Consider the following 25457-nt stretch of genomic DNA (forward strand, 5'->3'; position numbering starts at 1 on the left):
CCAGGCCGCCCGTTTTTGTTGCCCCTACCGATAACATCTCCAGAGAACAGCCCATGAGCGCCAATCCCCTTCTTGCCACCGTCGGCCAGCCCCGTGCCGTGCTGCCGCCCTTCGACCGCATCGAGCCGGCCCACGTGCGGCCCGCCATCGAGCAGCTGCTGGCCGACAGCCGGGCCCTGGTGGCGCGCCTCACCGCCGCCGCCGTGCCGGCCACCTGGGACGATTTCGCGGCGCCCCTCAACGACGGCATTGAGCACCTCTCCTGGGCCTGGGGCATCGTCGGCCACCTGCACGGCGTCAATGACGTGCCCGAATGGCGCGAGGCCTACAACGACCTGCTGCCGGAGGTGACCCGCTTCTTCAGCGAACTGGGCCAGAACCTGGCCCTTTTCGAGAAGTACAAGGCCCTGGCCGCCTCCCCCGAGTTCGCCGGCCTTTCCCCGGCCCGCAAGAGAATCCTGCACAACGAGATCCGCGACTTCCGCCTTTCCGGCGCCGAGCTGCCGGAAGCGCAGAAGCCCCGCTTCCAGGCCATCCAGGAAGAACTGGCCAGCCTCTCCGCCAAGTTCTCGGAAAACCTGCTGGACGCCACCAACGCCTTCGCCGAATTCGTGACCGACGAGGGCGAACTGGCAGGCCTGCCGGAGGACGTGCAGGCTGCCGCCCGGGCCGCCGCCGAGAGGGATGGAAAGAGCGGGGAGGGCAAGGCCGGCTGGAAATTCACCCTGCACGCCCCCTCCTACATGCCGGTGATGCAGTACGCCGAGAGCCGCCGCCTGCGCCAGGCCATGTACCGGGCCTACGCCACCCGGGCCGCCGAGTTTACCGACGGCAGCAGCAAGGCCGAGTGGGACAACACCCCCCTGATCCGCCGCATCCTGGAACTGCGGGCCGAAGAGGCCAAGATGCTGGGCTTCGACACCTTCGCCCAGGTTTCCCTGGTGCCCAAGATGGCCGACAGTCCGGAACAGGTGCTGGCCTTCCTCAACGACCTGGCGGTGAAGGCCAAGCCTTTTGCCGAGAAGGACCTGGCCGAGCTGAAGGCCTTCGCCAAGGCCGAACTGGGCATGGACGAACTGGAACCCTGGGACATCGGCTGGGCTTCGGAAAAGCTCAAGCAGGCCCGCTACTCCTTCTCCGACGAGGAGGTGAAGCAGTACTTCCCCGAACCCAAGGTGCTGGGCGGCCTGTTCAAGGTCATCGAGTCCCTCTTCAACGTCAAACTGAAGCCCGACGCGGCCCCCGTGTGGCATCCGGACGTGCGTTTCTTCCGCATCGAGACCGCCGCCGGCGAGCTGGTGGGCCAGTTCTACCTGGACCTCTACGCCCGGGAAACCAAGCGGGGCGGCGCCTGGATGGACGAAGCCATCACCCGCCGCGCCACCGCTGCCGGCATCCAGACCCCGGTGGCCTACCTCAACTGCAACTTCCCCGCTCCGGTGGGGAACAAGCCTGCCACCTTCAGCCACGACGACGTCATCACCCTGTTCCACGAGACCGGCCACGGCCTGCACCACCTGCTGACCCGGGTGGAGGAGCTGGGCGTTTCCGGCATCCACGGCGTCGAGTGGGATGCGGTGGAACTGCCCTCCCAGTTCATGGAGAACTACTGCTGGGAGTGGGAAGTGCTGCAGGGCATGACCGGCCACGTGGATTCCGGCGAGCCGTTGCCCCGGGCCCTCTACGACAAGATGCTGGCGGCCAAGAACTTCCACAGCGGCCTCATGACCGTGCGCCAGCTGGAATTCTCCCTCTTCGACCTGCGCATCCACCACGGCTTCGATCCCAAGGGCGAGCAGACCGTGCTGGACGTGCTGAACGAGGTGCGCCGGGAAGTGGCGGTGCTGATTCCCCCTGCCTGGCACCGCTTCCCCAACAGCTTCGGCCACATCTTCGCCGGCGGCTACGCGGCGGGCTACTTCAGCTACAAGTGGGCCGAGGTGCTGTCGGCCGATGCCTACGCCGCCTTCGAGGAGGCCGGCAATCCCTTCGACGGGGCCACCGGCAAGCGCTTCCTGGACGAGATCCTCTCCGTCGGCGGTTCCCGCCCGGCGATCGACTCCTTCAAGGCCTTCCGCGGCCGGGAACCCAGCGTGGATGCCCTGTTGCGGCACAATGGTATGATCCCCGCGTAATCCGGCCCAACACCGCTGTCGGGAGATTTTTGCCATGAAACTGCTGCTGTCCCTGCTCGTCGGCTGCCTGGCCTGGGGTGCCGCCCAGGCCCAGACCACCTACCGCTGGATCGACCCCCAGACCGGCCAGACGGTCTTTTCCGACAAGCCGCCCCCCGCCGGGGTCAAGCAGGTGAGCAAGAAGCAGCTGGGCGCTGCAGCCGAAGGGGAAGAGGGCAGCCTGCCCTACGCCACCCGCCGCGCCGTGGAGAATTTCCCGGTGGTGCTGTACACCAGCAGCGACTGCGTCGAGACCTGCCGCCTCGGGCGGGACCTGCTCAACGCCCGGGGCGTTCCCTTCCGCGAGAAGATGATCGCCACCCCGGAGGATTACGAAGAACTCAAGCGCGTGGCCGGCAGCGAGCCGGCCGTGCCCATTCTCATGGTCGGCAAGCAGACCACCCGGGGCGTGGACAGCGCCGCCTGGAACAATCTGCTGGACCTGGCCGGCTACCCCAAGACGGCCCCCTACGGTTTCAAGCCCCGGGGCGCCCTGGAGAAATAGTTGTCGATGAAGTTTGCCACCTGGAACGTCAATTCCCTCAAGGTCCGCCTGCCCCATCTGCTGGAGTGGCTGGCCAAGGAGGCCCCCGATGTGGTCTGCCTGCAGGAAACCAAGCTGGAGGACCACAACTTCCCCCAGGCCGAGATCGAGGCCGCCGGCTACCAGGTCGCCTTTTCCGGCCAGAAGACCTACAACGGCGTCGCCCTGCTCTCGCGCCAGCCCCTGGCCGAGGTGCAGCGGGGCAATCCCCATTACGACGATCCCCAGAAGCGCCTCATCGCCGCCACGGTGGCCGGCGTGCGGGTGATCTGCGCCTATTTCCCCAACGGCCAGGAAGTGGGCAGCGACAAGTACGCCTACAAGCTGGAATGGCTGGCGGCCCTGGAAAAGTGGCTGGCCGAGGAACTGGCTGCCCATCCCCGACTGGTGCTGGCCGGCGACTTTAATATCGCCCCGGCCGATGCGGACGTGCACGACCCCCAGGCCTGGGCAGGCAAGATACTCTGTTCCGAGCCGGAGCGGGCCGCTTGGCAGCGCCTGCTGGGCCTGGGCCTGAGCGACAGCTTCCGCCTCTTCGAGCAGCCGCCGGCCACCTTCTCCTGGTGGGATTACCGCATGGGCGGCTTCCGCCGCAACCTGGGCCTGCGCATCGACCACCTGCTGCTCTCCGCTCCCCTGGTGGCGGCCTGCAGCGCCGGGCGCATCGACAAGGAGCCCCGCACCTGGGAACGCCCGTCGGACCACGCCCCGGCCATCGCCGAAGTCGGCCCCGTCGCCTGATTCCCCAACCGGACCGCGCCCGACCATGGAACTGACCCCCGCCGGCCTGCTTGCCCTCTATCCCTCCCTGGCGGCCCTGCCGGCAGACCAGCTGGCCGCCCTGTGCCGGCCCGAGGCCCTGCTGCGGCTGCCCGCCGGCACCCAGCTGTTCGCCGAGCGCCAGCCCTGCCAGGGCTTCCCCCTGCTGCTGGAAGGCAGCATCAAGGTGGTGAAGACCGCCGCCAGCGGCCGGGAAATGCTGCTCTACCGGGTGGAGCCGGGAGAATCCTGCATCATCACCTCCAGCTGTCTCCTGGGCCATGCGCCCTATACCGCCCGGGGCGAGGCGGAAACGCCCATCACCCTGCTGATTCTGCCCAGCCCGGTGTTCGACCGGCTGGTGGCGGAGCAGGCCCGCTTCCGCGATTTCGTCTTCCACCTCTTTTCCGAGCGTCTGGCCGAACTGATGCAGCTGGTGGAGGAGGTGGCCTTCCACCGTCTCGACCAGCGCCTGGCCAAGCTGCTGCTGGCCAAGAACGGTGACACCCTGCATGCCACCCACCAGCAGCTGGCGGAAGAGCTGGGCAGCGTGCGGGAAATCGTCAGCCGGCTGCTGAAGGGCTTTGCTGCCCAGGGCCTGGTGGCCCTGGGGCGGGAACAGATCGGCATCCTGGACCGCAACGGTCTCAAGAGCCTGGCCGAGGCCGCCCGCTGAAGGCCGGCGGCCGCCTGGGCCGGCCGTGGCCTGGGCGCCTCCGGGCATCGCTCGTGGGTGTGTGACCCAGGTTACATACGCTTGCCCGGGACCCCGCTATGCTGGGAGGGTCAAAACTCACTGGAGGCAGCAAACATGAAAGCAAACGTTGGCGGTATCGACAAAATCCTGCGCATCGTCGTCGGCCTGGCCCTGATCGCCTGGGCCATCCTGGGCGGCCCGGTGTGGGCCTGGATCGGCGTGGTGCCCCTGGCCACCGGCTTCATGGGCTGGTGCCCGGCCTACACCCTGCTGGGCATCAAGACCTGCCCGATGAAGAAGGACTGAGGGAGCTTTTTCCCGCGGGAGTGGCCGAGGCGGAGCTTTTCTGCGCCGGGGCTCTCCCGGGTTCTCTCCCGTTTTCCCCGACAGGGCGCCGCTGGCGCCCTGTTTGTTTTTGTGGCGGCAGAAAATGGGGAAGGCGGGAGCAGGTGCCTAGAGCAGGCGCAGGGCCGAGTCGAAATCCAGATGGGGCGGCGCCACCTCGGCCCGTGGGATGGCGGCGGCGAAGGTGAGGCGCAGGGGGCGGCCGGGGCGGGCGATTTCCGTCAGGGCCACGGGGGCGGCATTGGCCGCCTGGGGTGCCGTCATCAGGTTCATGGGGTCGAGCCAGAGAACCGTGGGGCGGATGGGCAGGCTCTCCTCGGCCGCCGCCAGGTGGGCCTGCAACTGTTCCAGGGTGGCCTCCAGCCAGCCGCTGCCGCTATGGGCGGCGGCCAGGGCGGCTTCGTTGTCGGCCAGCTGTTGGCGCAGCTGGGCCACGTCCTGGTGGTGGGCGCCTTCTGCTTCCAGGCCGTTGAGGCCGGCCCGGCTCTGGGCCATGAGTGCCAGGCGGTGCCGCAGCAGGCCGTGCTCCGCCTCCAGGGCCCGGCCCCGGGCCTGGCTGGCGGTGATTTCGGCCAGGGCGTCCAGCACCAGGGCTTCCAGCACCATCTCCTGGGTGCGCTGCTGCAGGGCCTGGGGGCTGGCGGAAAAGCCTACCAGGCGGAAGTCCCCGAAGCTGATGCTGTGCCGCTCCACGTCCCGGCGCAGCAGGTCCCCTTCCAGGGCGGTGCCCAGGGTGGTGTGCTGTTGCGGTGTGGCGGCGACGATGCAGTAGATGGTGTCGCCGCAGCCGTCGCCGCCGCTGTCGAGGAATTCCCGCAGGTCCGGGCTGGCATTCACGGTGGCGGTGATGTCCTCGGGGCGGGCGAAGAGGGCCCGCAGCACTGGGCTGGCGGCCCAGCGGGAGGCTTGCAGGGGAAGGCAGTCGGCCTGGCGGGCGGCGATGCTGCGGGCGTAGTCGAGGGCGTGGGCGACGGCCGGGGCAAGGCGCTCCCGGGCGCCGTGCATGGCCTGCAGGCGCGGATCGACGCCGGCCATGACCTGGTGGATGGCCTGTTGCAGGCCGTCGTCCGCCAGGTCGTTGTGGCGGGGGCCGAGCAGCCAGTCGAAAAAGCCCATGGCGTGCGCGTGAGCGGGATGCCGGCGGGCGCGGCCGCTCAGGCGGCGGGCCGGCCCACCATGTCCAGGGCCACGGCTTCGGCCACCTTGATGCCGTCCACCCCGGCGGAGAGGATGCCTCCGGCGTAGCCGGCGCCTTCGCCGGCCGGGTACAGGCCCCGGGTGTTGAGGCTCTGCAGGTCGTCGCCGCGCTTGATGCGGATGGGGGAGGAGGTGCGGGTCTCGACCCCGGTCATGACCGCGTCGGCCATGGCAAAGCCGCGGATCTGCCTGTCGAAGGCCGGCAGGGCCTCGCGCAGGGCCTGCACCACGTAGGAGGGCAGGCACTGGGAGAGATCGGTCCAGTGCACCCCCGGCGTGTAGGAGGGCTCGACCCCGCCCGGGGCGGTGGAGGGGCGCCCGGCGAGGAAGTCGCCGACCCGCTGGGCGGGGGCGGCGTAGGTGCCGCCGCCGGCTTCGAAGGCCTTCGATTCCCAGTGGCGCTGGAAGTCGATGCCGGCCAGGGGATGGCCCGGGTAGTCCGTCTCCGGCGCGATGCCGACGACGATGCCGCTGTTGGCGTTGCGCTCGTTGCGCGAATACTGGCTCATGCCGTTGGTCACCACCCGGCCCGGCTCCGAGGTGGCGGCCACCACGGTGCCGCCGGGGCACATGCAGAAGCTGTAGGCGGAACGGCCGTTGCTGCAGTGGTGCACCAGCTTGTAGTCGGCGGCGCCGAGCAGGGGGTGGCCGGCGAAGGGACCGAAGCGGGCCTTGTCGATGAGGGCCTGGGGATGCTCGATGCGTACGCCGATGGAGAAGGGCTTGGCTTCGATGTAGACGCCCTTGGCGTAGAGCATGTGGAAGGTGTCCCGGGCGCTGTGGCCCACGGCCAGCACCACATGGTCGCTGGGGATGCGCTCGCCGTCGGCCAGCACCACGCCGCGCACCTGGCCGTTGCCGGCGGCATCCCGCTCGATCTCGATTTCCTCGACCCGGCAGCCGAAGCGCACTTCGCCGCCCAGTTCGATGATGTTGGCCCGCATTTTCTCCACCATGCCCACCAGGCGGAAGGTGCCGATGTGGGGCTTGCTGATGTAGAGGATTTCCTCCGGCGCCCCGGCCTTGACGAACTCTTCCAGCACCTTGCGCCCGTGGTGCTGGGGGTCCTTGATCTGGCTGTAGAGCTTGCCGTCGGAGAAGGTGCCGGCGCCGCCCTCGCCGAACTGCACGTTGGAATCCGGGTTCAGCTCGCCCTTGCGCCACAGGCCCCAGGTGTCCTTGGTGCGTTCCCGCACCGCCTTGCCCCGCTCCAGGATGATGGGCTTGAAACCCATCTGGGCCAGCAGCAGGCCGGCGAAGAGGCCGCAGGGGCCGGTGCCGATGACCACGGGCCGGGTCGCCAGCTGGGCCGGGGCCCGGGCGACGAAGCGGTAGGTGGTGTCGGGGGAGGGCATGACGTGCTTGTCGCCGGCCAGGCGCTTGAGCACGGCGGCCTCGTCGCGCACCTCGGCGTCGATGGCGTAGATGAAGACGATGGCGGACTTCTTGCGCGCATCGAAGCTGCGGCGATAGACCGAATAGCCCAGCAGGTCCCCGTCGGCGATGCCCAGGCGCTGGCAGACGGCGCTGCGCAGGTCAGCTTCGGGGTGGTCCAGGGGGAGCTTGATTTCGGTCAGTCGTAGCATGGGATGAATCCGTAACACCGGGGGTGAGCCAAGGCCGCCATTTTACCCGCTTGGCCGGCGGCCCGCCGCGGCGGCAAGGCGGGGAAGGGAGGTCTGGTCAGGGATATGGCCTGGGAGGCAGAAAGGACGGGCCTGCCGGCGATGCCATGCCCGGCAGCCGCATCCCGCCTGCCTCTCCGGGGTGCCTAGTTTTCGGGCTTGACCAGGCTGTTGGCCAGGGCCACGTAGTCGGCCACCGGCACGTCTTCGGCCCGGGCCGTGGGCTTGATGCCGTGGGCTTCGAGCCAGGCTTCGCCGCCCAGTTCCTTGAGGGTGTTGCGCAGCATCTTGCGCCGCTGGGAGAAGGCGGCCTGCACCACCTTTTCCAGCAGGGCCGGGTCCTTCGCCGTGAGTTCCTCCTGGGGCCGGGGAATCAGGCGCACCACGGCCGAATCCACCTTGGGCGCCGGGTCGAAGGATTCGGGCGGCACATCCAGCAGCCAGTCCATGTAGAAGCGGTACTGCAACATCACCGAGAGGCGGCTGTATTCGCTCTCGCCGGGCAGGGCCACCATGCGCTCCACCACTTCCTTCTGCAGCATGAAGTGCATGTCCCGCACCATGGGGGCGAAGCTGGCCAGGTGGAAGAGCAGGGGGGTGGAGATGTTGTAGGGCAGGTTGCCGACGATCTGCAGGTTGGGGCCCAGCTGGCCGAAGTCGAACTCCAGGGCGTCGCCCTCGTGGATGGTCAGCTTGTCCTTGGGGTACTGCTTTTTCAGGCGGGCGATCAGGTCCCGGTCGATTTCCACCACATGCAGGTGGTCCACCCGGGCCATCAGGGGCACGGTGAGGGCGCCCAGGCCGGGGCCGATTTCCACCACCTGGCCGTCCCGGGGCGGATTCACGGCGCCCACGATGTCGGCGACGATTTGCGGGTCCTGCAAAAAGTTCTGGCCGAAGCGCTTGCGGGCGATGTGTTTCATGGGGACTCGATGATTAAAGGGTGGGGAGCTGGGGTCGGTGCCGCCGGACTGCCACGCCGGCGGGCGGGCGACAGGCGAAGGGGGCGTATTTTACCCGCAGCTTCAGTCCGTTACCTTTATTTTTGCCGCCAGGGTCTGCAACTGCTCCAGGCCCGGCTCCTTGCGCGGCCACACCAGACCGACGCCGTCGCCGGCGTGGCGGGGCAGCACGTGCAGGTGCAGGTGGGGCACGGTCTGCCAGCCCTGGGGCCGGTTGGCCTGGAGGATGGTGATGCCTTCGGGGCCGAAGGCGTCCTGCACCGCCAGGGCGATCTTGCGGGCGGCGCGCATGAGGGCGGCGGCGGTTTCCTCGTCGGCGTCGAGCAGGGTCTCGAAGGGCTTCTTGCTCACCACCAGGACGTGGCCCGGATTGACCTGGCCCGCATCCATGAAGGCGAAGACGTGGCCGTCCTCGTACACCTTGGCGCAGGGCAGTTCGCCGTTGATGATGCGGCTGAAAACGGTCTGGTTCATGGCTTCTCCTCGTGACTGTGGCGGGCAGTATAGGCCAGGGGGCGGAGCGGGCATAATGGCGCCTTCCCTTACAGGTTCCGCCCCCATGTCCCCAGCCGCCTCCTGTCCTCCCAAGCCCCTGGCCGGCCTCAAGGTCGTCGAGCTGGGCACCCTCATCGCCGGGCCCTTCGCCTCCCGCCTGCTGGCCGAGTTCGGCGCCGAGGTGGTGAAGATCGAGTCGCCGGACGGCGGCGATCCCCTGCGCAAGTGGCGCAAGCTGTACGAAGGCACCTCCCTGTGGTGGTTCGTCCAGTCCCGCAACAAGCAGTCGGTGACGGTGAACCTGAAGCATCCCCAGGGGCGGGACATCGTGTGCAAGCTGGTAGCGGAGGCGGACATCGTGGTGGAGAACTTCCGCCCCGGGGTCATGGAAAAACTGGGCCTCTCCTGGGAGGAACTTTCCGCCCTCAACCCGGGCCTGGTCATGCTGCGCCTCTCCGGCTTCGGCCAGACCGGGCCTTACAAAGACCAGCCGGGCTTCGGCGCCGTCGGCGAGAGCATGGGCGGCCTGCGCTACATCACCGGCTTTGCCGACCGGCCGCCGGTGCGCACCGGCATTTCCATCGGCGATTCCATTGCCGCCCTGTGGGGCGTCTTCGGCACCCTCATGGCCCTGCGCCACAAGGAGGTGCAAGGGGGCAACGGGCAGGTGGTGGACGTGGCCCTGTACGAGGCCATTTTCGCCATGATGGAATCCCTGGTGCCCGAGTTCGACGTCTTCGGCTTCGTGCGGGAGCGCACCGGCAACATCATGCCCGGCATCACCCCCTCCAACACCCACAAGACCCGGGACGGCAAGTTCGTCACCATCGGCGCCAACGGCGATGCCATCTTCCAGCGCCTGATGCGGGCCCTGGGGCGGGAGGATCTGGCGACCGACCCGGGCCTGGCCGACAACGCCGGCCGGGATGGGCGCCGGGACGAGGTATACGCCCTGATCGACGCCTGGGTGGCGGGCCTGGACGAGGCCGAGCTGCTGGCCAAGCTGGAAGCGGCGGAGGTGCCCGCCTCCCGGGTCTATTCGGTGGCCGACATGTTTGCCGACCCCCAGTTCCTGGCCCGGGAGATGATCCAGTCCGCCCGCCTGCCGGACGGCAAGGACTTCAAGGTGCCGGGCATCGTGCCCAAGCTTTCCGCCACCCCGGGCGGCACCGAATGGCTGGGGCCGGGGCTGGGGGAACATACCGAGGCGGTGCTGACCCGGCTCGGCTACGACGCCGAGGCCATCGCCGCCCTGCGCGAGGCCGGGGCAATCTGAGAGAATAGGGGCCTTGGCTTGCGGCCGTTGCCGCTGCCGCCAGGTACTCCGGCGGCGGTTCCGGCCTGAGCCGGAGGGCGGCCGTTTCAGTCCAGCTTGAAGCGCACCGGCAGGATCGCCTCCCGGGGCGCCCCTTCCGGCAGGGCCTTGAGCTGGCGGGCGGCGCCGACGGCGGCCTGGTCCAGCAGGGGCTGGCCGCTGCTGCGCTCCACCCGGGCCGCCTGCACATTGCCGTTGGCGTCGAGGAACAGCAGCAGCAACACCTCGCCCTGCAGGCCCCGGGCAATGGCCTCGGGCGGATACAGGGGCTGCCGCGCCAGCTGGCTGAAGGCGCTGCGGGCGGCGTTCCCTGCCAGGACCGGGTAACCGTTGAAACTGGCCGGCGGCTCCTTGAAACGGGCCGGCGCCGGTTTGGCCGGGGCCTTTTTCTCGGGCTTGGGCTTGGCGGTCGCAGGTTTCTCCGGTGGCGGCGGCGCTGCTTCTTCCCGGGGCGGTGGCGGCAGCGGTTCCTGGGCGGCAGGCGTTACCGGCGGCGGCCGCAGGTGTGCCTGCAACGGCACGGCGGCCCGGGCCGGCGCCGCCGGAGGCGGCAGCAGCAGGAGCGCGGCGGCATGGAGCGCGAGAGAACAGAGAAGGGCGGCGTGAAACCGGTGGAACCGCATCGGCAGTCGCAGAAGGATCGCAAGGGGCCCGTTGCGGGCCGTGAGCAAAAGCGTCTTTAGACCACAAGCCGGGGGGGCGATGCAAGCGCCTTCGGCGGCACAACGGAAGCGAATGATGAAATTTTCCCCCACCCTTCCCACCTGCAGCCCCCTGGCGACGCCGGTCCGGCGCCTCCTCGCCGCCCTGGCCCTCGGCCTGTGTCTCGGCACGGGTCCGGCCCTGGCCCAGCAGGCGGCAGGCTTCCAGCCGCCCAGCCCGATCAGCTTCGGCGTCGCCCTGGAAATGGGCAACCTGGACCAGGCCCGGGAGTGGCTGGATGCGGGCCTGCCGCCGGACTACCAGGCGGACCGGGTCGGCACCGGCCTGATGATCGGCGCCTGGGAGGGCAATGTGGCCCTGATGGAGCTGTTCCACGCCCGGGGCGCCGACCTCAACGCGGTGAACGACAAGGGCGAGCAGGCCCTGCTGCTGGCGGCCTGGAAGGGCCACCTGAAGGCGGTGCAGTGGCTGCTGGAGCACGGCGCCCAGGTGAACCGGGAGGGGTACGCCTGGTCCGCCCTGCACTACGCCGTCTTCGCCGGCCACGCCGAGGTGGCCGAATATCTGCTGAAGCGGGGTGCCGACGTCAATGCCCAGGCCCCCAACGGCTCCTCGGTGCTGATGATGGCCGCCTACGAAGGCAAGGACGCCCTGGCCGTGCGTCTCATGGAATGGGGCGCCGACCCCAGGCTGCGCAACGAGAACGGCCAGACCGCCCTGGATTGGGCCATGAAATACGACCATCTGAAGGTGGCCCGGGTCATCACCAATCCGGAAGAATTCATCGACGCCGCCAACCGGCCCAAGGCCGATTGGGGCGTGGCCCGCAAGTCGGAAAAGGTGCCGGCGGAAATCCAGCGCCTCTTGGAAGTGCGGCGGGCCATGGAGGCCAAGGGCTACGACCTGTCCCGCATCGACCAGCGCATCTCCGCAGCCCGGGCCCGCTACGCCCGCCTGCCCCCCGGCGCCCGGGACCTGCCGCCGGCCATCGGCCTGGAAATCTCCGCCAGCCGCGCCAATCCCCAGGTGCAGAAGGCCCGCCTGGTGGGCAAATCGGCGGCCCCTGCCGCCGCGAAGAAGCCGGCAGCGGCACGGGGCAAGGCCACCCCGGCGAAGAAGCGCTGATGCGCCGTTCCGCCATGGCAGCCCGCTAAGGGCTGTCTGGCGGACGTCTGCGGGGAGGGGGCTCTGTTCTCTCCTGGTGGCGGCGTTTCCGCTGTCGGCGCTTGTCGCCGCGGCCAGTTCGGCTGTCGACTACCGATGGCGCCTGGCGCCTGGATGATTCGATAGCGCTCCGTCCGCTTCACCCGTCCGTTGCCATGAACGACAAAGGCCGCCCGTGGGCGGCCTTTGTCGTTGGGGCATAAGCCCGGAGCCAGCCCGCTCCCGGTCTCAACTGCTGAACAGGGAGGTCACCGTGGCCGGATTGCTCAGGCCGCCGATCAGCCCCAGGCCGCTCAGGTTGTTGCTGCTGCTGCCGAGCAGGCTGCTCAGCAGGGAGTCGGTGCTGCCGAGGGAGGCGGTCAGGCTGCCCAGGCCGCTGTACTGGCTGAGCCAGTTCTGCTGCTGGTTGAACATGGCGTTGAGCAGATTGCTCTGCAGGTTGGCCGTGCTGAGACCGGCGGTGGTCAGGCTGGGAGCGGCGGACTTGAGCAGGTTGTCCACCGCCAGGGCGCCGTCTTCGCTGACCTGGGCCAGGATGCGATCGGCCACCCCTTCGCCCTTGTCGGTGGAAAAGAGGCTGGCCACCGCGTCCGCATTGCTGCTCAGGGCCGAGCGCAGCTTTTCCGTATCGACGCTGAGGCTGCCGTTGGCATTGCTGCTGATGCCGATGTCCGCGAGCTTCTGGATGTTGCCCGAGCCCGCGGCGGCTCCCGGCGTCAGGGCCTGGCTCAATGTGTTGCGCAGATAGGGGGCCGTCAGGTTGAAGCCGGCGTATTCCCGGGACAGGCTGTTGAGGCCGCTCTGCACGGCGTTGTAGGCCTTGACGAAGTCGGTCACCGCCGACGCCTGATCCGCATTGCCGCCGACCGTGAGATTGGTGGTGCCGGTGGCGTTGAGCTTGAGAGTCAGCCCTTCCACCGAGGTGGTGGCCGTGTTGGTGCCGGAGGTGAAGGCGCTGCCGTTCACCGAGCCCTTGGCGTCCTGGGCCTGCTGGGTCAGCAAAAGGCCGTTGCCGCCCGGCGGGCTGCTGAAAAAGTCGGAAAGGGTGCTGTCGCCGCTGGCGCTGACGGTGAAGGCATTGCCCGCCCCGCTTTCGCCGGAAAGCTGCAACTGGTAGCCGGTGGGGCCGCTGACCACGCTGGCGGAAACCCCGATGTCGGCCCGGTTGATGGCGGCTGCCAGCCCCTTGACGGTGTTGTCGCCACCATCGATATCCACCGACGCGCTACGCCCGTTGGCGAACTGGAAATTGACCGTGGTGTCGGCGCCGCTGCCGATGGCGGTGTATTGGGTGGCCTGGGCGGCGGAGGTGAGCACCTGCTGCTGGGCCAGCTGATCCACCCGCACCGTATAGGCCCCCTGGGCCGTGCCTTCCGCGGCGCTACCCCGGGCCACGGTGGGGGCGGAGGAGGCGACGGAAAGGGAGGAGAAGGCGCCGGGCTTGGTCAGCTTCTCGGCTGCCGTCTGCAGATTGCTGACGGCGCTCAAGGTCTGGCCCAGGCTGGAAACCGTGGTCCAGCTGCTGCCGCTGCCGATGCCGGATACGGAAGAACTCCCCTGGCTGCGGTTGGCAGCTGCGACAGCGCCGAGGGAGGACATACCGCCCAGACCGTATAGGCCATAGGGGTTGTAGTAGGCGTAGATGGAGGTGAGACCGCTGCTGTCCATGGCGTACTCCCGGTAAAAGGCAGGGGGACGCTTTCTTTATAGCACCGGCATGGGGCAATTTCCGTGAAATACGAGACATTTGCCGCAAAATGCCTACTTTTTCTCCGTGGATTTACGGGCGTTCTCGTACAGGGGCATGACCTGGGGCAGGTGGCGGCGGATGTCGCCGATGCGGTCCTTGCCGGCCGGATGGGTGGAGAACCAGGCCAGGTTGCCGCCGCCCCCGGAGGCCTGGCCCATCTTCTGCCACAGGCTGATGCCGGCCCGCGGGTCGTAGCCGGCCCGGGCCGCCAGGTCCAGGCCCACCAGGTCGGCCTCGCTCTCGTCGTCCCGGGAAAATTTCAGGCTCAGCATGTTGCCGCCGAACTGGAACAGGTCGGCATACTGGCCCCGGCCGACGAACTGGCCGAGGAGGCTGGCGCCCAGCTGGGTCAGGCCGCTCTTGGCCGTCTGCTCCCGGGCATGTTCGCGCAGGGCGTGGGCCATTTCGTGGCCCATGACCACGGCGATCTCGTCGTCCGTCAGCTTCAGGCCTTCCACCAGGCCGGTGAAAAAGGCGATCTTGCCGCCGGGCATGCAGAAGGCGTTGATGTCCCGGGAGCCGATCAGGTTCACTTCCCAGCGCCATTGTCCGGCCCGGGGGTTGAAGCGGTCGGCGAAGGGGATCAGGCGCCGGGCGATGGCCTGCAGGCGCCGCGCCTGGGGATGGTCCGCCGGCGCCAGGGCCCGCTGCCGGGCGGCCTGCTGCTTCAGCTGCTCGTATTCCTGGCCGGCCTGGCGCTCGATCTGCTCCGCCGGCACCAGCCGGCGCAGGGCCGAAGGCTTGCCCACGTCGATGCCTTCCTGGGCGGCCAGGGGCGCGGCGTTCAGGGCAGCGAGGAGGAGCAGGGCGAGGCAACGGTGGCGGCTGGGCATGGCGATGGCAGGGAGCAATGACGGCATGGAGTTGGGGGCGGCGGCGCCGGCTTCAAGCCCGGGGTGGCGATGGAGATGCATCAACGGCGGTCAATCGAGAAAGCCGGCGGCCCGCAGTTCCCGGGCCATGGCCTGGAGACCGACGTGGGCGCCCAGGGGCAGGCTGACGCCGCGGTCGGTGCACACCTCCGCTTCGCCGGGATTGATGCGGATCAGGGGGGCGCCGCGCATTTCGCCGAACCAGCGCACCGTGGGGATGGCGGTGCCGGCCCCCAGCTCGATCACCACCGGGCGTTGCACCGTGGCCAGCCAGTTTTCCAGGCGCTGGCGTTGTACTTCGGTGCGGCCGGACTGCCAGTTCCAGTCGCCGAACATGAGCACGTTGGGCCGGGCCAGGGCGCCGCAGTCGGGGCAGCGGGGCAGGGGCGAGCGCAGGCGGCAGCGGGCCTCGTCCACCTCCGGCGCGAAATCCGCCGCCGGCCAGATGTGGCCCCGGCAGTCGTGGAAGCACTGCAGGTGGTGCAGGCTGCCGTGGCATTCGGCCACCTGCAGTTCGTCGAAGCCGGCCTTCTGGAACTGGCCGTCCACGTTGCTGGTGAAGACGAAGGCGCCCCGCTCCAGGCGCTCGGCCATGGCCCGCAGCAGGGCGAAGCCGGCGTGGGGCGTGGTGCGGCGGTAGAGGTTGAGGCGATGGGCGTAGAAGCCCCAGGCCTGCTCCGGGTCCCGCACGAAGGCGTCGGGGCAGGCGATTTCCTCGAACATCAGGCGCTGCAGCCCCAGGGCCGGGTAGGCCCGCCAGAAGCCTTCCGGGCCGCGGAAGTCCGGCAGGCCCGAATCGATGCCCATGCCGGCGCCGGCCGTGATGAGCAGGCCGTCGGCTTCGAGCACGTACTGGGCGGCAGTGGTGATGGGGTCCTGCATGGGCGGACGTACGGGCGTGGCGGAACGTCCAGTGTAATGCCGGCGGCGGCCGCCGCACAGGGGCCGCCGCCGGCCCGGTCCTGCTGCCGCCTCAGCCGGTGGCCAGCTTCATGCCGACCACGCCGGCGATGACCACCGCCATGGCGCCCATCTGGCCGCCGTTGAGCTGGTCGCCGAAGAAGAGGGCGCCGCAGATGGCGACGCCGACGGCACCGAGGCCGGTCCACACCGCGTAGGCGACGCCGGCGGGAATGCCCCGCATGGCCAGGGAGAGCAGGGCCATGTTCACCAGGGTCAGGCCGAGGGAGGCGGCCACGGGCCAGGGGCCGGGATGCTGCTGGATGTATTTGAGGCTCAGGGCCCAGAGGATTTCCGTGACCACCGCCACGGCGAGAATCAGCCAATAGCCGACCATAGCTTGCTCCTGTGCAAGAAGATCGGGCTCAGGGAACGGGACGGGGCGTCTGGAAACCCGGGAGAAGGCGCCGCCGTCCGGGCGCCGCGGCGCCGGGAGGGGCGCGATTATGCCATGGCCGGCGCCGCTTCAGCGATGCAGCAGGTCCAGCAGGTGGAGGAACAGGTTGATGATGTCCAGGTACAGACTGATGGCCAGGTCCAGGGCCTTTTCCCAGTCGTTGCGGGGGCTGCGGGTGAGGCGGTTGAAGTCGAACACCAGGTAGCCGACGAAGACGGCGCAGCCGAACAGGGCCAGCAGGCGTCGCCAGCCGTCGGAGATGGAAAACAGCAGGCGGTAGAGGCCCCCCAGGAGCACCAGGGTGAGGCCGGCGAAGAGGGTGCTGCCGAGAAAGGAAAAGTCGATGCCGGCATAGGCGCCCACCAGGAAGGCGGCGAAAGTGAGCATGGCGGTGAGGGCCAGGACCTTGCCCCCCAGGTTCTCGTCCACCGACACCAGGGCCAGGGCCAGCTCGATGCCCGTCAGCAGCGACCACAGGCAGAAGAGGGGCAGGCCGATGGCCAGGTTGTGCTGGCCGACGAAGAGCAGCAGGAGAAAGACCGCCACATCCACCCCCAGCAGCAGCCAGAACCAGGGGGCGACGGCCTGCCAGTCCAGCTCCAGGTCCAGCTCGCCGGACAGCAGCTGGTTGCCGCCGACCCAGGCCGCCCGGGCGTAGTAGCGCTGGCGCAGCCAGAGGATGAAGAGGAAGGTGCTGGCCCAGGTCAGGGCCAGCTGGATGGTGAGAATGAGGAAGGTCTTGCCGTAGAGGGTGTCGAGCATGGCGGGCGCGCTACGGAGAAAATGCAATTATGCCATTGGCGTTGCGCAATGGCTGCCCAGGCATTCGGCCAGGGGCCGGAGGAGGGCCCAGCCCCACGGCTCCGCTATCATGGCGGCTTCCCATTCCTTGCCCCTGCCGCCATGAGCCAACTGGAAGAACTGCGAGCCGTCGTCCGCCAATTCGTCAGCGAGCGGGGCTGGGATCAACACCACAACCCGAAGAACCTGGCCATCGCCATGACCCTGGAGGCCGGCGAGGTGCTGGAGCATTTCCAGTGGCTGTCCGAGGCCGACAGCTTCAAGCTGACCCCGGAACAGCGGCGGGAAGTGGGGCACGAACTGTCGGACGTACTGATGGGCGTGATCCGGGTCGCCGACCTGCTGGAAATCGACCTGGCCGCGGCCTTCGCCGAAAAGATGGAACTCAACCGCCAGAAATACCCGCCGGAAAAGGTGCAGGGGCGGGCGGTGAAATACACGGAGCTTTAGGAGGGAGGCTCCGGCAGCCAGCAGGGACGGGCATGCCCGCCGTGCCATGGCCGGCAGCCGCATCCCTTCTGGTCCTCAGGGCATCAGGCCAGCCAGCTCTTCACCCACGGCAGCACCACGGGCAGCAGCAGGGCGGTGAGGGCGCCGTTGAGGCCCATGGCCAGGGCGGCGAAGGCGCCGCACTGTTCGCTCACCTGGAAGGCCCGGGCGGTGCCGATGCCGTGGGAGGCGATGCCGATGGCGAAGCCGCGCACGGCGTGATCCTTGATGTTGAGGGCGTCGAACAGGTAGCGGGCGCCCACGGCGCCGAGGATGCCGGTGGTGATGACCAGCACCGCGGTGAGGGACGGCAGGCCGCCGGTGCGTTCGGCAATGCCCATGGCAATGGGCGTGGTCACCGACTTGGGCGCCAGGGACAGCAGGGTGGCCAGGCTGGCGCCGAAGAGCTTGCCCACCGCCATGGCCGAGAGGGCGGCGGTGAGGCAGCCCGCCACCAGGGCGATGAGGATGGGCCAGAACATGGCCTTGACCCGCTTGATCTGGGCGTAGAGGGGAATGGCCAGGGCCACGGTGGCCGGACCGAGGAGGAAGTGCACGAACTGGGCGCCGTCGAAATAGGTCTGGTAGGGCGTGCCGGTGATGGCCAGCAGGGCCACCAGGAAAGCCACCGCCAGCAGCACCGGATTGGCCGCCGGGTGAAACTTTGCCTTGCGGTAGAGGGCGAAGGCGCCCTGGTAGGCCAGCAGGGTGACGGTGAGGCCCAGCAGGGGCGAGGCGGAGAGATAGACCCAGATCTGGGCCAGGGGCGCGCCGAGGGCGGTGGCGAGAGGCGCGCTCATGGCCGGGTCTCCCCGCCGGGGGCGGCGCGACGTGTCAGGGCCTTGAGCAGGAGGCCGGTGAGGGCCAGGGTGACGGCGGTGCTCAGCAGCAGGGAGAGCAGGATGGGCAGCCACTCGTCCTGCAGGCGGTGCAGATGCAGCATGACCCCGGTGCCGGCGGGCACGAACAACAGGGAGAGGTGGGCGAGCAGGTTCTGGGAGGTGTGCTGCAGGTCGTGGCCGGGCCCCTGGCGCAGCACCAGGAAGGCGAACAGCAGCACCATGCCGATGACGGGGCCGGGCACGGCGAGGCCCAGACCGTGGGCGATGACTTCGCCGGCCAGCTGGAACAGCAGGAGTTGGGTGAGGGCGGCAAGCATGGCACCTCCGGGAAATGGGGAAAGGTCGCCAGTGTATTCCTGCCTGTAAATATCTTTAAGACCTTAAAAGTTCTTGGATACGATACTTTTATGTAGGGAATGGTGCTCCGCCAGGCCCGGGCGCCGATGCCGGGCCGGGGTAGAATGACGCTGTTGTGCCCGTCTCCGGCGGCCAACCGGCCCCCAGCAAGGATTGCGGGCACCTGGAGGCATCATGGATATCTGGATTCTGGTTTTTCTCGTATTGAGCAGCGGCCTGCTGTCCCTGGCTGAAATGGCCGTGGGCGCCAGCCGCAATTCCCACCTGGCCATGCTGGCCGAAGAAGGCTCCCTGGGGGCCGGCACGGTGCTGCGCTTCCGCCAGCATCCCAGCCGCCTGCTGGCCACCACCCAGCTGGGCATCACCGCCCTGGCCATGCTTTCCGGCGTCTTCGGCGAATCCCTGTGGGTGCCCCGGGCCGAGGAATGGCTGCGGCAGAGCCTGGGCCTGGGCGACAGCCTGGCCTACGGCCTGGCCCTGGGCGGCGTGGTGACGGTGATCACCTTCTTCACCCTGGTCTTCGGCGAGGTGGTGCCCAAGCGCCTGGCCCTGGCCAAGCCCGAGGCCACGGCGGTGGCCCTGGCCGGTACGGTGGTGTGGCTGCTGCGCCTGTCCCGGCCCCTGGTGTGGATCGTCTCCTGGGTTTCCGACCGCATCCTCGACCTCTTTCCCAGCAAGGGCTCGGCCGAGGCCTCGGCGGCGGACGAGATCCGCTTCCTCATCGAATCCGGGCGCAAGGAAGGGGTGCTGGACCAGACCGAGAGCGAAATCCTGGGCAACGTCTTCCGCCTCGACAACCGCCGGGTCGGCGCCATCATGACCCCGGCCACCGGCATCGCCTACCTGGACCTGACCCTGCCCCGGGAGTCCAACATGAAGGTGCTGCAGGAGCGGGCCGTGTCCCGCTTCCTGGTGTGCAAGGGCGGCCTGGGCAATCCCCTGGGCTTCGTCGAGGGCCGGGAACTGTTGCAGGCCCTGCTGCGGGACGGCAGCCTGGATTTCGGCAAGCTGTCCCCCAACGCGCCCTTCTACGTGCCCAACAGCCTCTCCCTGATCGGCCTGCTGGAATTCTTCAAGGCCAACCAGACCCAGATCGCCCTGGTGGTGAATGAATTTGGCGGCACCGAGGGCCTGGTGACCCTCTCCGATCTCATGGGCACCGTGGTGGGCGACGTCCTCTCCGGCGCCGTCGAGGCGCCCATGGCCCTGCAGCGCAGCGACGGCAGCTGGCTGCTGGACGGCCTGCTGCCCATCGACGAGCTGAAGGAACTGCTGGGCCTGGCCGAGCTGCCGGAAGAGGAGCTGGGCAACTACCACACCGTCGGCGGCTTCGTGGTGTACCAGCTGGGGCGCATCCCCAAGAAGACCGAATCCTTCGAGTGGGCCGGCTGGCGCTTCGAGGTCATGGACATGGAAAAGAACCGGGTGGACGAAGTCCTGGCCAAGCGCCTGGAGCCTTGAACCCGGGCCGGCAAGGCGAACCCGGCGGCAGACGCCGCCGGGGTTTGCAATTGCTTACACCTGCTTACCCATGCCCCATCGGCGGCCCCTTATCCTGACGGCATCTTCCTTCTTCCCCGGTGCCGCGCCATGACCTTCCGCCCCCGCCACCTCCTGTTCCTGCCCTGCTGGCTGGCCGCGGCCGCCGGCGCCTGGGCGGCCCATGCGGACAGCCGCCGCGCCGCCGTGGAGCAGACCCTGGACCGCTCGCCCCTGTGCCGGGGCCTGGGCAGTTTCTACTGGGAAATCGGCGACCGCCGCGGCCCCCTGGCCCGGGGCAGCCGCGGCCGCCCGGGGGGACGTCAGATCGGCGCCGACACGGTGATGCCCATCGCCTCCGCCTCCAAATGGGTGTTCGGCGCCTATGCGGCGGAGCGTTACGACGGCCGCCTGCCGCCCCAGGCGGTGCAGGCCCTGCAGATGCAGGCCGGCGACGACCGCCTGCAGCACCGCTCCTGCGTGCGCAGCAAGACAGTGGCCGAATGCCTCGCCCAGGGCGACAACGGGGGGCGGGACCCGGCCCACGTCGGCCATTTCAGCTACGGCGGCGGCCACGCCCAGAAACTGGCAGTGGCCCTGGGCCTGGGCGAGCTGGACCTGGCCGCCCTCAACCGGGACCTGCACCGGGTGCTGCCGACGGCGGCCGGCATCGACTATCGCAGTCCCCAGCCCGCCGGCGGCATGGCCGCCTCCGCCAACGGCTATGCCGCCTTCCTGCGGGGACTCATGGGCGGCGACCTGCAACTGGGCCGCCTGCTCGGCGCCAAGGCGGTGTGCACCCAGCCGGGCAGCTGTTCCGGGGCGGTGCGCAGCCCGGTGCCCCGGCCCTGGCATTACAGCCTGCACCACTGGGTGGAGGACGGCCCGGGAGACGACGGCGCCTTTTCCAGCGCCGGCGCCTTCGGCTTCTATCCCTGGATCAGCGCCGACCGGCAGCTCTACGGCATCCTGGCCCGGCAGGCCCTGGAACGGGCCGCCGGGGTGGCCAGCGCCCGCTGCGGCGCCGCCCTGCGCCGGGCCTGGGTCAGCGGCGAAGTGCAGGACGGCCCGGCCTCCCAGGCAGACGGGACGCCGCTCGCGGCCGGGCCTGCCGTGGAGGCGGCACCGGGCAACGGCCGCAGCCGCCCCCTGTTGGAGGCCTGGCGCCGGCGCCGCAGTGGCGAATGAGTCTCTGAAGAATGGCTCCCTGCCTGGATGGCAGGGCAGGCAATGGCGGTAACGATAGCCGTGTCGCAGGAACAGCGGCAGCGCCGTCAGGCGCGGGGAAAGGAGTAGCGTTCGCCCTGGCCTCAGGCAGCGGCGAATGCAGCGTCGGGCACTGGGCTAAGCCAGAAAAATGCGGAGCGAAGCGGGTTTTTGGGAGCCCCGCGGAAGCAAGCGGGCCGGTTTCCACCGGCCCCCGGGCATCACTTCTTGAAGGTTTTGTGGCAGCTGCGGCAGGCGTCGTGCACCGCCTCGTAGGCCGGGCGCACCTTGGCTTCGTCCTTGCTGCGGGCTGCTTCCAGCAGCTTGCCGGTGGCGGCGAGGAAGCCCTGGCGTTCCGTTTCGAACTGGGCCGCCTCGCTCCACACCTTGTCCGTGGCCTTGGTCGGCGGGTAGTTGCTGTCGGCGGTGAAATGGCGCCACGGCCCTTCCTTGGCCGCCTCCAGCTTTTCCGCCGATTGCAGGAAGGCGTCGGCGTCGTAGCGCTTGTCCCGCAGCATCATGCCCATGGGCTCGAAGGCCTTGAGGATGGTGTTGAAGGCTGCCCGGCGCTGGGTCACGGGCTTGTCCGGATGGGTGTCGGCCGGCTCGCCGCAGGCGGTGAGCAGCAGGGGCAGGGCCAGGGAGAGAAGCAGGATTTTTTTGCGCATCGGTGTTCCGGGCGTTGGGCTGGGGTTGGGCAGGCGCCGCGGTGCGGCACGGGATGGGACGGCTCAGGGCGGCATTATGCCGGGGACGGGCGGGCCTGCCTGTAACAGAGTTGGTCCGGCCGCTTGGGGCGGCCGGACAGGGCTTGGGCCGCCTCAGGCCCGCAGCAGTTCCTCCAGCCAGGCCAGCATCTGGTCGATCTCCTCCCGGCTCACCGTCAGGGACGGCATGAAGCGCAGCAGGTGGGGCCGCGGCGCGTTGAGCAGCAGACCCTCGGGGCCCCGCTCCCGGGCCGCCTCGACGATGGCCGGGCCCCGCTCGTCGGCCAGCAGCAGGGCCCGCAGCAGGCCCTCGCCCCGTTCGCCCCGGAGACCGAGCCGGTCGGAGAGACGCTGCAATCCGGCGCCCAGGTACTCGCCCTTGGCCGCCACCTCATCGAGGAAGCCGGGGGCCGTCAGCACTTCCAGCACGGCGACGCCGACGGCGGTCATCAGCGGATTGCCGTTGTAGGTGCCACCCTGGTCGCCGGCCTCGAAGCAGCAGACCGATTCCTTGGCCAGCAGGGCCGAGAGGGGCACGCCGCCGCCGATGCCCTTGCCCAGGGTCATGATGTCCGGCTCGATGCCGGCGTGCTGGTGGGCGAAGAGCTTGCCGGTGCGGCCCATGCCGGTCTGCACCTCGTCCACGATCAGCAGCAGGCCCCGGTCGTCGCAGATCTGCCGCAACAGTTGCAGGAATTCCACACTGGCCGGCACCACCCCGCCTTCGCCCTGGATCGGCTCCAGCATGATGGCCACGGTGCGCTCGTTGATGAGGGCAGCCACCGAATCCAGGTCGTTCAGCTGGGCCTTGGGAAAGCCCGGCACCTGGGGCGCGAACAGGGTGTCCCAGCCCGGCTTGCCGGAGGCCGACATGGTGGCCAGGGTGCGGCCGTGGAAGCCGCCGGCGAAGGTGATGATCTCGTGGGCGCCGCCCTTGTGCTTCTGCCCCCACTTGCGCGCCAGCTTGATGGCGCCCTCGTTGGCCTCGGCCCCGGTGCTGGCGAAGAAGACCCGGTCGAAACAGGAGTGGGCGGCCAGGCCGGCAGCCAGCTTCAGGCTGGGCTTGTTGTAGAAGGCCGGGCTGGGGTTGATCAGCTTGCGGGCCTGGCTCGCCAGGGCCTCGACGATGGCCGGATGGCCGTGGCCCAGGCAGTTCACCGCCCAGCCCTGGACGAAGTCCAGATAGCGCTTGCCCTGCTGGTCCACCAGCCAGGAGCCGCGCCCTTCGGCGAAGACCAGCTGGGGGCGCTGGGTGATCCACATCAGGGCGTTGGCGGCAGGGGCGGCGGCGAAGGGTGTTTCCATTGCTTCTTTCTCCTTGCGGGATGGTGAAAAAACAAAAAGGCCACGGGGTTGCCGTGGCCTTTGGGTAGGGAAGTCGGAGGACTTCGGGGATGCTGCCTTACCTGGGGACGAGCGACGGCGACCGGGCGAAATGCCGGCTGCGTCGGGAGGCGGAACAGGTGTGGGTCAGGAGGTCCATGGCGCAACTTTGCCACAGCCGGCGCGGGCCCGGCGTGAATTTTTCGTAACAGTGTGTCATTGGGGCCCTAGGCGGCCAGGATGTGGCCCAGGGTGCGTACGCCGATGCCGACGCAGGCGCCCAGGGCTGCCGGCTTCCATACGGCGGCGACGCGGCGGCCGGCGGAGATGATCACCGCCACCCCGGGCACGTCGAAGGGATGGATCAGCCAGCCGGCGCTGGCGTTGAGCAGTTCGGCGCTGACCTGGCCGCTGCGCCGCATGTCGTCCATCACCCCCATCATGGCGGTGCCGCCGGCCAGGATCTTGGTCAGGCTGGGCAGGATCAGCACCGGGTCGATGGCCGCCAGGGCCAGCAGCGGGGTCAGCCACTGGGTCAGCAGGTCGATGGCGCCGAAGCGCTTCAGGGCGGTGACCGCCACCAGGGACAGCACCAGCATGGGAATGGCGCCCACGGCGATCTTGAAGGCCTCGGCCCCGGCTCGGTTGATGACGTCGAGCACGCCCTTGGCGTCTTCCGCCACCGGGTGGTGCAGGGTTTCGTCCAGCCGCGCCTCCTCCGCCGAGAGGCCGCGGCCGAAGAGGTAGTAGGTGGCCGCCGCGGCCACCAGGCCGCCGAGGAGGGAAAAGGTCAGGGTGGTGCCGAAGTTGAGGCCCATGGTCATCATGGGAAAGGCGGCATTGGCCTGGGACATGGCGAAGACCATGGCCAGGGTGGCGGCGATGTGGCGGTTGGAGACGCCCCGCTGCTCCATCATGGAAAGGGTGGCCATGGGGGCGGCGAAGCTGACGAAGTTGATCTGCAGGGCGGCGAACACCCCCAGGCCGGTGAGGCCGAAGGGTTTCAGGGCCGGGGCCAGCCAGGCCACCACCTTGTCCACCACGCCCCGGGCCTCCAGCAGGCGCATCAGGGAGAGCATCACCACCATCACCGGCAGCAGGACGAAAAGGGACAGTTCGACGGCGGAGCGGCCGGCCTTGAGGATGATGTCGACGAGGATTTCCATGGGGATTTTTGGTCCCGGCTCGGCCGCGGGTGAACTTCGCCGCCGTCCGGGGTTCTATAGTTGTAGGTGCAGCCGCTAGCTTCTCGTCATTACCAACTGGAGGTCAAGCATGGACTTCCCTACCCCGACCATGAGCAATCTCTTCGCCCAGCTCGGCCTGCCGGCCGACGGGCTCTCCATCAACCGCTTCATCGAGCAGCACGGCCCCCTGCCGGAAAATGTGCTGCTGGCCGACGCGCCCTTCTGGACGCCCTCCCAGGCCGCCTTCCTGCGGGAGGAAATCCTGGAGGACGCGGACTGGGCCGAGGTGGTGGACGAACTCAATGCCCGCTTCCATGGCTGAGCCCGATCCCGTACCGTCGGCTCCGCCCCTGCCGCAAAAGCCCCGGGCCGTGCTGATTGACCTGGCCGGAGTGCTGCACGTGGGCGACCGCCCCGTGCCCGGCGCTGCCGCCGCTTTGCAGCGCCTGCGGGCCAGTGGCCTGCCCCTGCGCTTTCTCACCAATACCACCCGGTCGCCGCGCCAGGCCCTGGTGCAGTTGCTGCACTCCATGGGCCTGTCCGTGGCGCCGGATGAAATCCAGACGGCGGTGCGGGCCACGGCCCAGCTGGTGCGCCAGCGGGGGCTGCATCCCCACTACCTGGTGCATCCGGCCATTGCCGACGAGGTGGGTCCCAGCCACCCCGAGCCGGACGCAGTGGTGCTGGGGGATGCGGGAGAACATTTCACCTTCGATGCCCTCAACCGGGCCTTCCGCCTGCTGCAGGTCGGTTGCCCCCTGATCGCCATGGCCCGCAACCGCTATTTCCAGGAACCGGACGGCCTGACCCTGGACCTGGGGGCCTTCGTCGCCGCCCTGGAATACGGGGCCGGGGTGCGGGCCGAAGTGGTGGGCAAGCCGGCGGCGCCCTTCTTCCTCGGCGCCCTGGCCGAACTGGGCGTGGCTCCCGGCGAGGCGGTGCTGATCGGCGACGACCTGAGGGACGACATCGGTGGCGCCCAGGCCGTGGGTATTCCTGGGGTGCTGGTGCGCACCGGCAAGTTCCGCCCGGCGGATGAAAGCGCCGGCGACATCCGGGCCGCCCGGGTGGTGGACGATTTTGCCGCGGCGGTGGCGCTGTTGCTGGGACATTAGGCGGGGGCGACTTCGGCACATGACCAATTTAG

At 69.1% G+C, this 25457-nt stretch carries 27 protein-coding genes; 12 read left to right on the top strand and 15 right to left on the bottom strand.

Annotation, left to right across the window (positions count from 1 at the left end):
• The first annotated feature begins 53 nt into the window (after positions 1 to 53).
• The 5 genes from ACLSSQ_RS04335 (at position 54) to ACLSSQ_RS04355 (ending at position 4480) form a co-directional block, all read left to right on the top strand.
• Complete coding sequence (locus ACLSSQ_RS04335) at positions 54 to 2135, top strand: M3 family metallopeptidase (RefSeq protein ID WP_416243888.1); 2082 nt, start codon at positions 54 to 56, stop codon at positions 2133 to 2135.
• A gap of 34 nt (positions 2136 to 2169) precedes the next feature.
• The gene (locus ACLSSQ_RS04340) at positions 2170 to 2679 is read left to right on the top strand and encodes a DUF4124 domain-containing protein (protein ID WP_416243889.1); all 510 of its coding nucleotides are present in this window, start codon (positions 2170 to 2172) and stop codon (positions 2677 to 2679) included.
• Between the two features lie 6 nt (positions 2680 to 2685).
• The gene (xth, locus tag ACLSSQ_RS04345) at positions 2686 to 3459 is read left to right on the top strand and encodes an exodeoxyribonuclease III (protein WP_416243890.1); all 774 of its coding nucleotides are present in this window, start codon (positions 2686 to 2688) and stop codon (positions 3457 to 3459) included.
• A 25-nt stretch (positions 3460 to 3484) separates the two neighbouring features.
• Positions 3485 to 4153 carry a Crp/Fnr family transcriptional regulator gene (locus ACLSSQ_RS04350; RefSeq protein ID WP_130459093.1) on the top strand — a complete coding sequence of 223 codons (669 nt, stop codon included), beginning with the start codon at positions 3485 to 3487 and terminating at the stop codon, positions 4151 to 4153.
• Between the two features lie 135 nt (positions 4154 to 4288).
• Entirely contained in the window at positions 4289 to 4480 is a 192-nt protein-coding gene (locus ACLSSQ_RS04355) for a DUF2892 domain-containing protein (protein ID WP_014235169.1), read from the top strand.
• A gap of 147 nt (positions 4481 to 4627) precedes the next feature.
• Here ACLSSQ_RS04355 and ACLSSQ_RS04360 read toward each other — a convergent pair whose 3' ends face one another.
• From ACLSSQ_RS04360 to ACLSSQ_RS04375, 4 genes are all read right to left on the bottom strand, one after another.
• On the bottom strand, positions 4628 to 5635 hold the full coding sequence (locus ACLSSQ_RS04360) for a hypothetical protein (RefSeq protein WP_416243891.1): 1008 nt from the start codon (positions 5633 to 5635) through the stop codon (positions 4628 to 4630).
• Positions 5636 to 5673: 38 nt separating this feature from the next.
• Positions 5674 to 7302 carry an NAD(P)/FAD-dependent oxidoreductase gene (locus ACLSSQ_RS04365; RefSeq protein WP_014235167.1) on the bottom strand — a complete coding sequence of 543 codons (1629 nt, stop codon included), beginning with the start codon at positions 7300 to 7302 and terminating at the stop codon, positions 5674 to 5676.
• Between the two features lie 185 nt (positions 7303 to 7487).
• Entirely contained in the window at positions 7488 to 8264 is a 777-nt protein-coding gene (gene rsmA / locus ACLSSQ_RS04370) for a 16S rRNA (adenine(1518)-N(6)/adenine(1519)-N(6))-dimethyltransferase RsmA (protein ID WP_205230556.1), read from the bottom strand.
• Positions 8265 to 8366: 102 nt separating this feature from the next.
• Positions 8367 to 8777, bottom strand: coding sequence for an HIT family protein (locus ACLSSQ_RS04375; RefSeq protein ID WP_014235165.1), 411 nt, complete (start codon positions 8775 to 8777; stop codon positions 8367 to 8369).
• A gap of 85 nt (positions 8778 to 8862) precedes the next feature.
• On the opposite strand from ACLSSQ_RS04375, the gene ACLSSQ_RS04380 reads away from it, so the two are divergent.
• A complete protein-coding gene (locus ACLSSQ_RS04380) occupies positions 8863 to 10074 on the top strand; it encodes a CaiB/BaiF CoA transferase family protein (protein WP_416243892.1) in 1212 nt (403 codons plus the stop codon).
• An 86-nt stretch (positions 10075 to 10160) separates the two neighbouring features.
• Here ACLSSQ_RS04380 and ACLSSQ_RS04385 read toward each other — a convergent pair whose 3' ends face one another.
• On the bottom strand, positions 10161 to 10736 hold the full coding sequence (locus tag ACLSSQ_RS04385) for an energy transducer TonB (protein WP_416243893.1): 576 nt from the start codon (positions 10734 to 10736) through the stop codon (positions 10161 to 10163).
• A gap of 115 nt (positions 10737 to 10851) precedes the next feature.
• Between ACLSSQ_RS04385 and ACLSSQ_RS04390 the strand changes: the two genes are divergently transcribed.
• Positions 10852 to 11901, top strand: a complete 1050-nt coding sequence (locus tag ACLSSQ_RS04390) for an ankyrin repeat domain-containing protein (protein WP_416243894.1) — start codon at positions 10852 to 10854, stop codon at positions 11899 to 11901.
• A 267-nt stretch (positions 11902 to 12168) separates the two neighbouring features.
• Here ACLSSQ_RS04390 and fliD read toward each other — a convergent pair whose 3' ends face one another.
• From fliD to ACLSSQ_RS04415, 5 genes are all read right to left on the bottom strand, one after another.
• Positions 12169 to 13608 carry a flagellar filament capping protein FliD gene (gene fliD / locus ACLSSQ_RS04395; protein WP_416243895.1) on the bottom strand — a complete coding sequence of 480 codons (1440 nt, stop codon included), beginning with the start codon at positions 13606 to 13608 and terminating at the stop codon, positions 12169 to 12171.
• Between the two features lie 93 nt (positions 13609 to 13701).
• Positions 13702 to 14604: a M48 family metallopeptidase gene (locus ACLSSQ_RS04400; RefSeq protein ID WP_416243896.1), complete on the bottom strand. Its 903-nt coding sequence runs from the start codon at positions 14602 to 14604 to the stop codon at positions 13702 to 13704.
• Positions 14605 to 14613: 9 nt separating this feature from the next.
• Positions 14614 to 15444, bottom strand: a complete 831-nt coding sequence (locus ACLSSQ_RS04405; RefSeq protein WP_014235159.1) for an SIR2 family NAD-dependent protein deacylase — start codon at positions 15442 to 15444, stop codon at positions 14614 to 14616.
• A 91-nt stretch (positions 15445 to 15535) separates the two neighbouring features.
• Positions 15536 to 15859 carry a DMT family transporter gene (locus tag ACLSSQ_RS04410; protein WP_014235158.1) on the bottom strand — a complete coding sequence of 108 codons (324 nt, stop codon included), beginning with the start codon at positions 15857 to 15859 and terminating at the stop codon, positions 15536 to 15538.
• 129 nt (positions 15860 to 15988) lie between these two features.
• Positions 15989 to 16681, bottom strand: coding sequence for a Bax inhibitor-1 family protein (locus tag ACLSSQ_RS04415; RefSeq protein ID WP_416243897.1), 693 nt, complete (start codon positions 16679 to 16681; stop codon positions 15989 to 15991).
• 141 nt (positions 16682 to 16822) lie between these two features.
• Here ACLSSQ_RS04415 and ACLSSQ_RS04420 point away from each other — a divergent pair, with 141 nt between their 5' ends.
• A complete protein-coding gene (locus ACLSSQ_RS04420) occupies positions 16823 to 17170 on the top strand; it encodes a nucleotide pyrophosphohydrolase (RefSeq protein WP_130459086.1) in 348 nt (115 codons plus the stop codon).
• A gap of 83 nt (positions 17171 to 17253) precedes the next feature.
• Here the strand turns inward: ACLSSQ_RS04420 and ACLSSQ_RS04425 are convergent, their stop codons facing one another.
• Positions 17254 to 18009, bottom strand: a complete 756-nt coding sequence (locus ACLSSQ_RS04425) for an LrgB family protein (protein WP_152089749.1) — start codon at positions 18007 to 18009, stop codon at positions 17254 to 17256.
• Positions 18006 to 18368 (bottom strand): CidA/LrgA family protein, encoded by a 363-nt coding sequence (locus ACLSSQ_RS04430; protein WP_416243898.1) that lies wholly within the window; start codon positions 18366 to 18368, stop codon positions 18006 to 18008. The genes ACLSSQ_RS04425 and ACLSSQ_RS04430 overlap by 4 nt, the downstream gene beginning before the upstream one ends.
• A gap of 214 nt (positions 18369 to 18582) precedes the next feature.
• Between ACLSSQ_RS04430 and ACLSSQ_RS04435 the strand changes: the two genes are divergently transcribed.
• Complete coding sequence (locus ACLSSQ_RS04435; protein ID WP_416243899.1) at positions 18583 to 19869, top strand: hemolysin family protein; 1287 nt, start codon at positions 18583 to 18585, stop codon at positions 19867 to 19869.
• Between the two features lie 129 nt (positions 19870 to 19998).
• A complete protein-coding gene (locus ACLSSQ_RS04440; protein WP_416243900.1) occupies positions 19999 to 21075 on the top strand; it encodes a hypothetical protein in 1077 nt (358 codons plus the stop codon).
• Positions 21076 to 21314: 239 nt separating this feature from the next.
• Here ACLSSQ_RS04440 and ACLSSQ_RS04445 read toward each other — a convergent pair whose 3' ends face one another.
• The 3 genes from ACLSSQ_RS04445 to ACLSSQ_RS04455 form a co-directional block, all read right to left on the bottom strand.
• Positions 21315 to 21761, bottom strand: a complete 447-nt coding sequence (locus ACLSSQ_RS04445; RefSeq protein WP_130459083.1) for a c-type cytochrome — start codon at positions 21759 to 21761, stop codon at positions 21315 to 21317.
• Between the two features lie 153 nt (positions 21762 to 21914).
• On the bottom strand, positions 21915 to 23105 hold the full coding sequence (locus ACLSSQ_RS04450; RefSeq protein WP_416243901.1) for an acetylornithine transaminase: 1191 nt from the start codon (positions 23103 to 23105) through the stop codon (positions 21915 to 21917).
• A 245-nt stretch (positions 23106 to 23350) separates the two neighbouring features.
• Positions 23351 to 24289 (bottom strand): nucleoside recognition family protein, encoded by a 939-nt coding sequence (locus ACLSSQ_RS04455; protein WP_416243902.1) that lies wholly within the window; start codon positions 24287 to 24289, stop codon positions 23351 to 23353.
• A 109-nt stretch (positions 24290 to 24398) separates the two neighbouring features.
• Between ACLSSQ_RS04455 and ACLSSQ_RS04460 the strand changes: the two genes are divergently transcribed.
• Both ACLSSQ_RS04460 and ACLSSQ_RS04465 read left to right on the top strand, forming a co-directional pair.
• Positions 24399 to 24632 carry a DUF2789 domain-containing protein gene (locus ACLSSQ_RS04460; RefSeq protein WP_014235148.1) on the top strand — a complete coding sequence of 78 codons (234 nt, stop codon included), beginning with the start codon at positions 24399 to 24401 and terminating at the stop codon, positions 24630 to 24632.
• Entirely contained in the window at positions 24625 to 25425 is an 801-nt protein-coding gene (locus tag ACLSSQ_RS04465; RefSeq protein ID WP_416243903.1) for a TIGR01458 family HAD-type hydrolase, read from the top strand. The genes ACLSSQ_RS04460 and ACLSSQ_RS04465 overlap by 8 nt, the downstream gene beginning before the upstream one ends.
• The last annotated feature ends 32 nt before the right edge of the window (positions 25426 to 25457 follow it).

Source organism: Azospira sp. APE16 (assembly GCF_047901315.1).
Taxonomy (GTDB): Bacteria; Pseudomonadota; Gammaproteobacteria; order Burkholderiales; family Rhodocyclaceae; genus Azospira; species Azospira oryzae.

Excerpts from the sequence above, each read along its gene's own strand:
- ACLSSQ_RS04335 (WP_416243888.1), top strand. The coding sequence starts at position 54 with ATGAGCGCCAATCCCCTTCTTGCCACCGTCGGCCAGCCCCGTGCCGTG.
- ACLSSQ_RS04340 (WP_416243889.1), top strand. The coding sequence starts at position 2,170 with ATGAAACTGCTGCTGTCCCTGCTCGTCGGCTGCCTGGCCTGGGGTGCC.
- xth (WP_416243890.1), top strand. The coding sequence starts at position 2,686 with ATGAAGTTTGCCACCTGGAACGTCAATTCCCTCAAGGTCCGCCTGCCC.
- ACLSSQ_RS04350 (WP_130459093.1), top strand. The coding sequence starts at position 3,485 with ATGGAACTGACCCCCGCCGGCCTGCTTGCCCTCTATCCCTCCCTGGCG.
- ACLSSQ_RS04355 (WP_014235169.1), top strand. The coding sequence starts at position 4,289 with ATGAAAGCAAACGTTGGCGGTATCGACAAAATCCTGCGCATCGTCGTC.
- ACLSSQ_RS04360 (WP_416243891.1), bottom strand. The coding sequence starts at position 5,635 with ATGGGCTTTTTCGACTGGCTGCTCGGCCCCCGCCACAACGACCTGGCG.
- ACLSSQ_RS04365 (WP_014235167.1), bottom strand. The coding sequence starts at position 7,302 with ATGCTACGACTGACCGAAATCAAGCTCCCCCTGGACCACCCCGAAGCT.
- rsmA (WP_205230556.1), bottom strand. The coding sequence starts at position 8,264 with ATGAAACACATCGCCCGCAAGCGCTTCGGCCAGAACTTTTTGCAGGAC.
- ACLSSQ_RS04375 (WP_014235165.1), bottom strand. The coding sequence starts at position 8,777 with ATGAACCAGACCGTTTTCAGCCGCATCATCAACGGCGAACTGCCCTGC.
- ACLSSQ_RS04380 (WP_416243892.1), top strand. The coding sequence starts at position 8,863 with ATGTCCCCAGCCGCCTCCTGTCCTCCCAAGCCCCTGGCCGGCCTCAAG.
- ACLSSQ_RS04385 (WP_416243893.1), bottom strand. The coding sequence starts at position 10,736 with ATGCGGTTCCACCGGTTTCACGCCGCCCTTCTCTGTTCTCTCGCGCTC.
- ACLSSQ_RS04390 (WP_416243894.1), top strand. The coding sequence starts at position 10,852 with ATGAAATTTTCCCCCACCCTTCCCACCTGCAGCCCCCTGGCGACGCCG.
- fliD (WP_416243895.1), bottom strand. The coding sequence starts at position 13,608 with ATGGACAGCAGCGGTCTCACCTCCATCTACGCCTACTACAACCCCTAT.
- ACLSSQ_RS04400 (WP_416243896.1), bottom strand. The coding sequence starts at position 14,604 with ATGCATCTCCATCGCCACCCCGGGCTTGAAGCCGGCGCCGCCGCCCCC.
- ACLSSQ_RS04405 (WP_014235159.1), bottom strand. The coding sequence starts at position 15,444 with ATGCAGGACCCCATCACCACTGCCGCCCAGTACGTGCTCGAAGCCGAC.
- ACLSSQ_RS04410 (WP_014235158.1), bottom strand. The coding sequence starts at position 15,859 with ATGGTCGGCTATTGGCTGATTCTCGCCGTGGCGGTGGTCACGGAAATC.
- ACLSSQ_RS04415 (WP_416243897.1), bottom strand. The coding sequence starts at position 16,681 with ATGCTCGACACCCTCTACGGCAAGACCTTCCTCATTCTCACCATCCAG.
- ACLSSQ_RS04420 (WP_130459086.1), top strand. The coding sequence starts at position 16,823 with ATGAGCCAACTGGAAGAACTGCGAGCCGTCGTCCGCCAATTCGTCAGC.
- ACLSSQ_RS04425 (WP_152089749.1), bottom strand. The coding sequence starts at position 18,009 with ATGAGCGCGCCTCTCGCCACCGCCCTCGGCGCGCCCCTGGCCCAGATC.
- ACLSSQ_RS04430 (WP_416243898.1), bottom strand. The coding sequence starts at position 18,368 with ATGCTTGCCGCCCTCACCCAACTCCTGCTGTTCCAGCTGGCCGGCGAA.
- ACLSSQ_RS04435 (WP_416243899.1), top strand. The coding sequence starts at position 18,583 with ATGGATATCTGGATTCTGGTTTTTCTCGTATTGAGCAGCGGCCTGCTG.
- ACLSSQ_RS04440 (WP_416243900.1), top strand. The coding sequence starts at position 19,999 with ATGACCTTCCGCCCCCGCCACCTCCTGTTCCTGCCCTGCTGGCTGGCC.
- ACLSSQ_RS04445 (WP_130459083.1), bottom strand. The coding sequence starts at position 21,761 with ATGCGCAAAAAAATCCTGCTTCTCTCCCTGGCCCTGCCCCTGCTGCTC.
- ACLSSQ_RS04450 (WP_416243901.1), bottom strand. The coding sequence starts at position 23,105 with ATGGAAACACCCTTCGCCGCCGCCCCTGCCGCCAACGCCCTGATGTGG.
- ACLSSQ_RS04455 (WP_416243902.1), bottom strand. The coding sequence starts at position 24,289 with ATGGAAATCCTCGTCGACATCATCCTCAAGGCCGGCCGCTCCGCCGTC.
- ACLSSQ_RS04460 (WP_014235148.1), top strand. The coding sequence starts at position 24,399 with ATGGACTTCCCTACCCCGACCATGAGCAATCTCTTCGCCCAGCTCGGC.
- ACLSSQ_RS04465 (WP_416243903.1), top strand. The coding sequence starts at position 24,625 with ATGGCTGAGCCCGATCCCGTACCGTCGGCTCCGCCCCTGCCGCAAAAG.